Below are 7,046 nucleotides of genomic sequence, written 5' to 3' on the forward strand. Positions count from 1 at the left end.
TGGGTTGGAGAGGGGAGACAAGCAGCGCCCGATGGGGTTTTGTAGGGGCGGGTTTATAACCCGCCCTGGTTTGCCGGATTTAAAAGTGAAAGAGCATGAAACCCGCCCCTACAGATTGCGTGGAAATGCGCGAGTGAGAAGCCGTTTTTCTCTCTCAAAGCGGGCAAAACGCGCGCTTACTTGTTGGTGCGGTCCAGCCAAGCGATCACGGCGGGGGCGAGGTCCGGTTCCAGCATGAACAGCGTCGTGCAGCACGCGCCGTGATCGTACAGGCGGGCCTGCACGTCACCGGTCGCCAGCGCGAACAGGGCGCGGGTCGCTTCGGCGTCCAGCTCGTCACCTTGCCCGGCGGCGAAAAAGATCGGGCGCGCGCCCATTGCTTCGACCGCATCCGCCGTGGTCAGTCCATTGACGTCCAGGCGCGGCGAGAGCGATACGACCGTGCGCAGCGCTTCGTCCTTCGCCATCACGCGCAGACCCAGGTCGCCGCCGATGCTCGATCCGACGATGCTCACGCGCTCGGGATCGATGCCCGGCTGCTCGCGCAGCCACGCCAGCCACAGGTGCGCGTCGCTTTCCATCGACTGCCAGTCGGACGTCTCGCCGCCGCTTTCACCGTAGCCGCGCAGATCGACCGTGACCAGCGCGTATCCGGCGTCTTGCGCGATGGGGATGAAGTCGATGAAGGTTTCTTTCTTCGAGCCGCTGTGATGCATCAACAGCAGGGCGCGGGCCGGATCGTCCGCGTTTTCGGGCGGTGCGTAGTAGCTGCCGACCAGCACGATCCCATCCGGCGCGGTGATCTCGACACGCTCCGGGGTAGGGCCCTGGGCGGCGGCAGGCGGGATGCCCGGCGTCGCAGTGGTGGCGAGGAGGGCGAGCAGGGCGGCGGATATCAGTGTGCGGCGCATGGGGAAAATCCTTTCGGCTCAAAAGGGGACTTAGTAAGTGCAGGGTTATACGGAGTCGCAAGACCATTTCGTCAGCGGACGGGCGGGCAGCGAGATAAGGGGGCGCGATGGCGGTCGAGTTCGAGGTGCAGGTGGAATGGGAGGCGGGGGTGTGGCAGGACGAAACGCCGTATCTGCGGCGGGCGCGGATCCGCTCCGGCTTCGCGCAGGCGGGCGATCCGGTGGCGGGGCCGGGCGAGTGCGTGCTGACGCTGGATAACCGGACGCGGCGCTTCAGTCCGGGGAACGCGGCGGGGTCGCTGGCAGGACTGCTGCGTCCCCGGCGGCGCGTGCGGGTGACGGCGGCGGATGACGACGGGACGCATACGCTGTTCGCGGGGACGATCGACCGTATCACGCCGGACGCGGGATCGTGGGGCGCGGGCGAGGTCGAGATCGCCTCTTCCGACGCGATCCCGCTGCTGGCACGGGCACGGATCGGCGTGCCGCACGAGGACAGCAAGCCGGTCGCAGAGGCGGTCGAAGCGGTGATCGCGCAGGTCACCGCGCCGCCCGCCGCCAGCCTGGACGACAACGGCGATACGCTGGCGCACTACGGGCGCGCGTGGCCGCCGGAATCTACCACCGCGCTCGACGCGCTGCGCCTGATCTGCGAGACGGTGTACGGGCGATTTTTCATCACGCGCGGCGGGCAGGTGACCTTTCACAGCCGCGAGCGCGCGCAGACGCCGCTGGCCGCACCCGTGCTGGTCGTGGATACGAGCACGCCGCTGGACGGGCTGCGGGTGAGCATGGGCATCGAGCCGGTGCTCAACCAGGCGCAGGTCACCGTGTATCCGGTCGAGACGCTGGGCGCGCTGCAGCTCATCTGGGCGGCGCGGACGGTGCTGCGGCTGGCTCCCGGTGAGACGCGCACGATCTACGGCCTGTTCCGTGATGCCGCCGGGACGCGCGTGGGGGCAGTCAACGTGCCGCCGCTCGTCGCGGGGACGGATTACCAGATCTGGACCCACCCCGACGCGACCGGCTACAACCTGACCACCGCGCCGGGCGTCAGCGTGACGGCGCAGGCGGAGGCGACGCGCGTCGAGATCACGCTGGCCAACGCGACGACACACGTGCTCTACGTGACGCGGCTGCAGGTGTGGGGCCAGCCCATCGTCACGTACGACCCGATCACGCTGGCTGCTGAGAATGTGGACAGTCTGGACGCCTACGAGCTCCGCGCGCGGGCGCTCGACCTGCCGATGCAGCCCGATCCGGTGTTCGGGCTGGCGCTGGCGCAGTACCTCGTCGGGCGATTTGGCGCGGCGGCGCTGAACGCGGAGCGGATCGAGGTGCGCGACCGGGCGCGGATCGGCGCGGCGAGCGTATTTGCCGTGGAGCTGATGGACAAGGTGTTGATCGACGATCCGCAGAGCGGCATGGAGGGCGCGGCGCATTGGGTGCGCGCCGTCACGTACGACATCGAGCGCGGCGGGTTCGCGGCGACCCTGTTTTTGGAGCGCGCCGACGAGCAGACGTACTGCCTGCTCGATGCGCCCGATTTCGCCGTGCTGGATGCCAGCGCCGTGTTGGGGCTGTAGGCTGGCGCGGGGGCATTGAGGAAAAGCGGCAGCGAGGGGAAACGTCAAAGGCCACCTCACCCCCTGCCCCCTCTCCAACCCAGATTGGAGAGGGGGAAAGGCAAAAGTGTGAGGCAGCGGGTGGTATGGCACGAACGCGTTGTTTTTAGCCGAGGAGGAAAGGGATGCCCTGGACCACACCAAAAACCTGGAACGTCAACGAGCTGCTGACGGCGGCGGCGCTCAATACGCACCTGCGCGACAACCTGAACGCGCTCAAGGAGCCGCCCACGGGGATCGCGGCGGTTCCCTCAACGTACACGACCACCTCGACCAGCTTCGTGACCATCGACGCGGCAAATCTGGCGGCGACGCTCACGACCAGCGGCGGCAACGTGCTGATCGGGTTCACCGGGGCGTGGGCGATCGGGGCGGTGGGGTATCTCGCCTACCTGACGATCACGATGGATAACGTGAACGTCGCCGGGGTCAACGGTGTCGCGCTGACGTCGGTGGGCGGGGCGGTGCCGCTGGCGCTCAACTACCTGCTGACGGGCGTAGCGGCGGGGGCGCATACGTTTCGCTTGCAGTGGCGGGTAACGGGCAACACGGCGACGTTGTATTCGTTGGGGCAGTTGTGGGCGCGGGAGGTGAGCTGATGGCGGATGGGATCGGGCAGGCGGGCGAGGAGGCCCCGGTGGTGGAGATCGCCGTCGAGAAAGCGGCGATCAACCCGGCGCGGCTGCAGGAGGAACTGGCGGCGGCGTTGGGCGAGGGCTACGTCGGGCTGAGCACGGGCGGCAAGCCGGGGGCGGTGCGCGTGTTCTTGCGCGACAAAGCGGACACGGAACGGGCGCGCGGGCTGGTGGCGGCGCACGACGCGGCGAAGCTCAGCACGGATCAGCAGAAGGAAGCGGATCGCGCGGCGGTGATCAAGCAGCTGCGTGGCAAAGCGTGGGCGGCCTGGACCGCCCAGGATAAGGAGGAGGCGCTGCGGATTCTGGCCGAGCGGCTGCTGGACGGCGCGTAACCGTTCGCGGCGCGCGGCGATTTTCGTCCGGGTGGGGCACGAAAGGATGGTGGGGTATGTCGTTGGACAAGCTGGTATCGCCGGAGATGGTAGAGGTGTGGCGGCTGTTGGGCGCGCTGCTGGGGACGCTGGCGCTGCTCGCGGCGACGCTGTGGGTTGGCAGGCAGATGGCAGGGCAGGTGCGTGGCGTGTGGCGCGCGGTGCGGGGGTACGAGGATACGGCGCTGCGGGCGGTGGACCAGCCGACCGATCCCGTGATCGTGCAGTTGGCGCGCTGGTCGGGCGTGCCCGCCGGGATCTGGGCGGCGTTTCTGCCCGTGTTCCTGTCGGCGCTGGCCGCCGGGCTGGATCGCGCGCTGGCGGAGGAGGCGCCGGGCGAGTAGAGGGGCGGCAGGGCGATCTCACCCCCGGTCCCTGTCCACCTTGATTGGAGAGGGGAGACAGGCAGCGCGTGACCGGATTTTGTAGGGGCGGGTTTCTAACCCGCCCTGGTTTTGCCCAGATCCAATAGTTAAAGAGCATCGGTGCGTCCCATGCGCACCGAGTTGACGGATTGATGGGCGTCTGATCCCGACGATGAACAGGTAATCAGGGAGCACGTCGCCGGGCCGGGGGTGCGTAGGGGTAGAGCTTCCCGGTCTTGCTGACGGCGGGCGATGCAAGCATCGCCCCTACGAAAAGCAGGGTCGCCGTGTGTATATGGGGCGGAGCGCATACGGTCCGGCAGGTGCTAGGGACGAAAAAGGGCGGGTCACAGACCCGCCCCTACATGCCTGATCGTGGCTAACGGTTGGTTTTTAGTCGAACACCAGCTCGCTGCGGTGCTCGCGGTACCACGCGATCGTGCGGCGCAGGCCCTCGCGGAAATCCGTCTGCGACTCGAAGCCGAAGCGCTCCTTCGCGCGCGACACGTCTAGCTTGCGGCGCGGCTGGCCGTTGGGCTTGGTGGTGTCCCACACGATGTCGCCCTCGAAGCCGGTCAGATCCGCGATCAACTCGACCAGATCCTTGATCGAGATCTCGTTGCTGGATCCCAGATTCACCGGATCGGAGTCGTTGTAATTTTCCGCCGCCATCACGATGCCGCGCGCGGCGTCTTCGACGTAGAGGAACTCGCGGGTGGGGCTGCCGTCGCCCCAGGCGACGATCTGGTGCTCGCCTGCTTCCTGCGCGTCGATGATCTTCTTGATCAGCGCCGGGATCACGTGCGACGAGGACGGGTCGAAGTTGTCGTTGGGGCCATAGAGGTTCACCGGCAGCAGGTAGACGCTGTTGAAGCCGTATTCCTGGCGGTAGGCCTGGCTCTGGACCAGCAGCACCTTTTTGGCGATGCCGTAGGGGGCATTCGTTTCTTCAGGGTAGCCGCTCCACAGGTCTTCTTCCTTGAACGGCACGGGCGTGTACTTGGGATAGGCGCAGATCGTCCCCACGATCACGGCCTTGTCCAGCCCGGCGCGGCGCGCGTGCTCCACCGAGAGCGCGCCCATCATCAGGTTGTCGTAAAAGAAGCTGCCGGGATGCTCGCGGTTGATGCCGATGCCGCCCACGGTCGCCGCCAGATGAATGAGCATCGTCGCGGGCAGCTCGCGGTACATGCGCTCAACCTCGACTTCATTGCGCAGATCGTATTCGCTGCGTCCCAGCGGATACACCTTTTCCGCGCCGCACGATTCCAGCTCTTGCACCACGTACCGCCCCAGAAACCCGCGGCCCCCGGTCACGATCACCCGTTGTTTGCTCCAAAACTCAGAATTCGGCGTACCGTTCATTACTGTCTCCTCACAGGTCCCCACCGCGGATGGCCCTTTGCTTATAGTTCAATTAAGGCAAGGATAATTATACAAAAATGCGCAGGCGTGTGCTAGCGCAAGCCGGGGATCGAAGTGAATTTCTCATGAAAAAGCCGTTCCGCCGGGTCCGCAGACCGGGCGGCGCATTGATAGAAGCTAACAATTCATTTACAATTGAAATGTTCGTCTTACCTCCGCACAAGGAGCACTATTTATGGTCAATAAAATTAAGCATTTCATTTTAATCATGGCCCTGTTGTGTTCCGTCACGCCTGTATTGGCGCAGGGGGATGATCTGCCCAACAGCGGCGCAATCGAGTCGGCAGGGATCACATTCCGGTACCCGGACGGCTGGGAAATCGTGGACGACGCCAATGCCGCGCTGCACCTGACGACCGGCACGGTCGATCTGGCCGCCAACTGGTACGCGCCCGACATGCTGGCCGAGTACGGGTTCGAGATGGGCGACGTGGCCTCGGTGATGCAGATCTTGCAGTTCAACCCGGCGGACGTATCGGTCATCTACGACTGGACGCTGGTGCAGGATATGACCGTGGGCGGCCAGCAGATTTCCACCTATGAGTTCATCGACACCGATCGCACCGGCCCGTATGCCATGCTGCTGGCGGCATTTGCCGCGCCGGACGGCACGGTCTTCACCGCGGATATTTACCCCGTGCAGGGCAACACGATCCCCATGACGCTGCGCGAAGAGGCGCTGCTGACGCTCGCCTCGTTCGAGATCCTGCCGCTCCCGGCGGAGGGCGGCGACACGTCCGAGTACGACTATATCTTCGAGGAGCCGGGCATCGGCATCATGCTGCCCGGATCGTGGCAGGTGATGACCGAAGCGAACGGATTCGTCCGGCTGGAAAGCGACGAGACCTATCTCGATCCGTACTGGTATTTCAACGAAGGCACGACACCGGGCACGGAAGACGATATTCCCTCGGTGCTGGAAGATGTCGCTTCCGGCGTGGACGCGCCGTACGATCCGGCCCGGATCGACGTGGTCGAGGTCGAGGGCCGCAGCGTGACGACCCTGTCGTACGACGATACGTTTGCGAACAACAACGTCGAGTACACGGGCGTGATGGCGGGCGTGCTGCTGGAAGACGGCACGATCTTCGCCGCCGACATTTACCCCATGTACGGCAGCGAGATCACCGAGCTGGATGCCGCGCTGAGCCTGATCGCGGGCGCACACAGCGTCGCGGCGGACGCGGGCGACGTGCCATCTGTGGGCATCGATCCGGTGAGCATGGGCGCGGACGATCAGTGGTTCGACCTGGATGGCATGGGGCTGGGCTTCACCTATCCGGCCAGTTGGACGTTGGAAGCGACCGACGATGGGTATCCGTTCCTGCGCAGCGCTTCGACCGATATGGACCCGTACTTCGTCCTGCCCGAAGAATTCGCTTCGCACGGCATCGTCGCGGGCGATCCGGGCAGCGCGATCATGATGATGCTGCGCGCGCGGGGGCTGGATCGCGGCGTGTCGTCGTCGATGTTGGAGCGGTCCACGCTCAACGGGCGTGACATCGTGACGTATGGCACGCTCGTAACAAACGGCTCGGTGACGTATGATACGATTTTTGCAGCGGTCGAAGTCGAAAGCGGCGCGATGGTGATGGCGGCCATCTACCCCACGGCGGGCGGCACGCTGATCGACGGGAACGAGGCGCTGGAGATCTTGGTCACGGCCACGTCCGGCTAGAGCATGTTATGCACTTGTAGTCCCCCATCCCCC

7 protein-coding genes are annotated in these 7,046 nt (G+C 65.5%); 5 read left to right on the forward strand and 2 right to left on the reverse strand.

Features of this window, described 5'->3' with window-relative positions; genetic code table 11:
- Positions 1-176 precede the first annotated feature (176 nt).
- Complete coding sequence (locus V7116_RS24870; RefSeq protein WP_324394699.1) at positions 177-911, reverse strand: alpha/beta hydrolase; 735 nt, start codon at positions 909-911, stop codon at positions 177-179.
- A 107-nt stretch (positions 912-1,018) separates the two neighbouring features.
- On the opposite strand from V7116_RS24870, the gene V7116_RS24875 reads away from it, so the two are divergent.
- The 4 genes from V7116_RS24875 (at position 1,019) to V7116_RS24890 (ending at position 3,889) form a co-directional block, all read left to right on the forward strand.
- Entirely contained in the window at positions 1,019-2,497 is a 1,479-nt protein-coding gene (locus V7116_RS24875) for a hypothetical protein (protein WP_324394700.1), read from the forward strand.
- Between the two features lie 164 nt (positions 2,498-2,661).
- Positions 2,662-3,135, forward strand: a complete 474-nt coding sequence (locus tag V7116_RS24880) for a hypothetical protein (RefSeq protein WP_324394701.1) — start codon at positions 2,662-2,664, stop codon at positions 3,133-3,135.
- Positions 3,135-3,506: a hypothetical protein gene (locus V7116_RS24885; protein ID WP_324394702.1), complete on the forward strand. Its 372-nt coding sequence runs from the start codon at positions 3,135-3,137 to the stop codon at positions 3,504-3,506. The genes V7116_RS24880 and V7116_RS24885 overlap by 1 nt, the downstream gene beginning before the upstream one ends.
- A gap of 56 nt (positions 3,507-3,562) precedes the next feature.
- Positions 3,563-3,889, forward strand: a complete 327-nt coding sequence (locus V7116_RS24890; RefSeq protein ID WP_324394703.1) for a hypothetical protein — start codon at positions 3,563-3,565, stop codon at positions 3,887-3,889.
- A 414-nt stretch (positions 3,890-4,303) separates the two neighbouring features.
- Here V7116_RS24890 and V7116_RS24895 read toward each other — a convergent pair whose 3' ends face one another.
- Positions 4,304-5,275, reverse strand: a complete 972-nt coding sequence (locus V7116_RS24895; RefSeq protein ID WP_324394704.1) for a GDP-L-fucose synthase family protein — start codon at positions 5,273-5,275, stop codon at positions 4,304-4,306.
- Between the two features lie 235 nt (positions 5,276-5,510).
- Here V7116_RS24895 and V7116_RS24900 point away from each other — a divergent pair, with 235 nt between their 5' ends.
- Positions 5,511-7,013 (forward strand): hypothetical protein, encoded by a 1,503-nt coding sequence (locus tag V7116_RS24900; protein WP_324394705.1) that lies wholly within the window; start codon positions 5,511-5,513, stop codon positions 7,011-7,013.
- The last annotated feature ends 33 nt before the right edge of the window (positions 7,014-7,046 follow it).

Origin of the sequence: Aggregatilinea sp. (assembly GCF_036822615.1) — a bacterium.
In the GTDB taxonomy this organism is placed as follows: Bacteria; Chloroflexota; Anaerolineae; order Aggregatilineales; family Aggregatilineaceae; genus Aggregatilinea.

Coding starts and splice junctions, on each gene's coding strand:
- V7116_RS24895 (WP_324394704.1), bottom strand. CDS start 5,275: ATGAACGGTACGCCGAATTCTGAGTTTTGGAGCAAACAACGGGTGATC.
- V7116_RS24885 (WP_324394702.1), top strand. CDS start 3,135: ATGGCGGATGGGATCGGGCAGGCGGGCGAGGAGGCCCCGGTGGTGGAG.
- V7116_RS24875 (WP_324394700.1), top strand. CDS start 1,019: ATGGCGGTCGAGTTCGAGGTGCAGGTGGAATGGGAGGCGGGGGTGTGG.
- V7116_RS24870 (WP_324394699.1), bottom strand. CDS start 911: ATGCGCCGCACACTGATATCCGCCGCCCTGCTCGCCCTCCTCGCCACC.
- V7116_RS24890 (WP_324394703.1), top strand. CDS start 3,563: ATGTCGTTGGACAAGCTGGTATCGCCGGAGATGGTAGAGGTGTGGCGG.
- V7116_RS24900 (WP_324394705.1), top strand. CDS start 5,511: ATGGTCAATAAAATTAAGCATTTCATTTTAATCATGGCCCTGTTGTGT.
- V7116_RS24880 (WP_324394701.1), top strand. CDS start 2,662: ATGCCCTGGACCACACCAAAAACCTGGAACGTCAACGAGCTGCTGACG.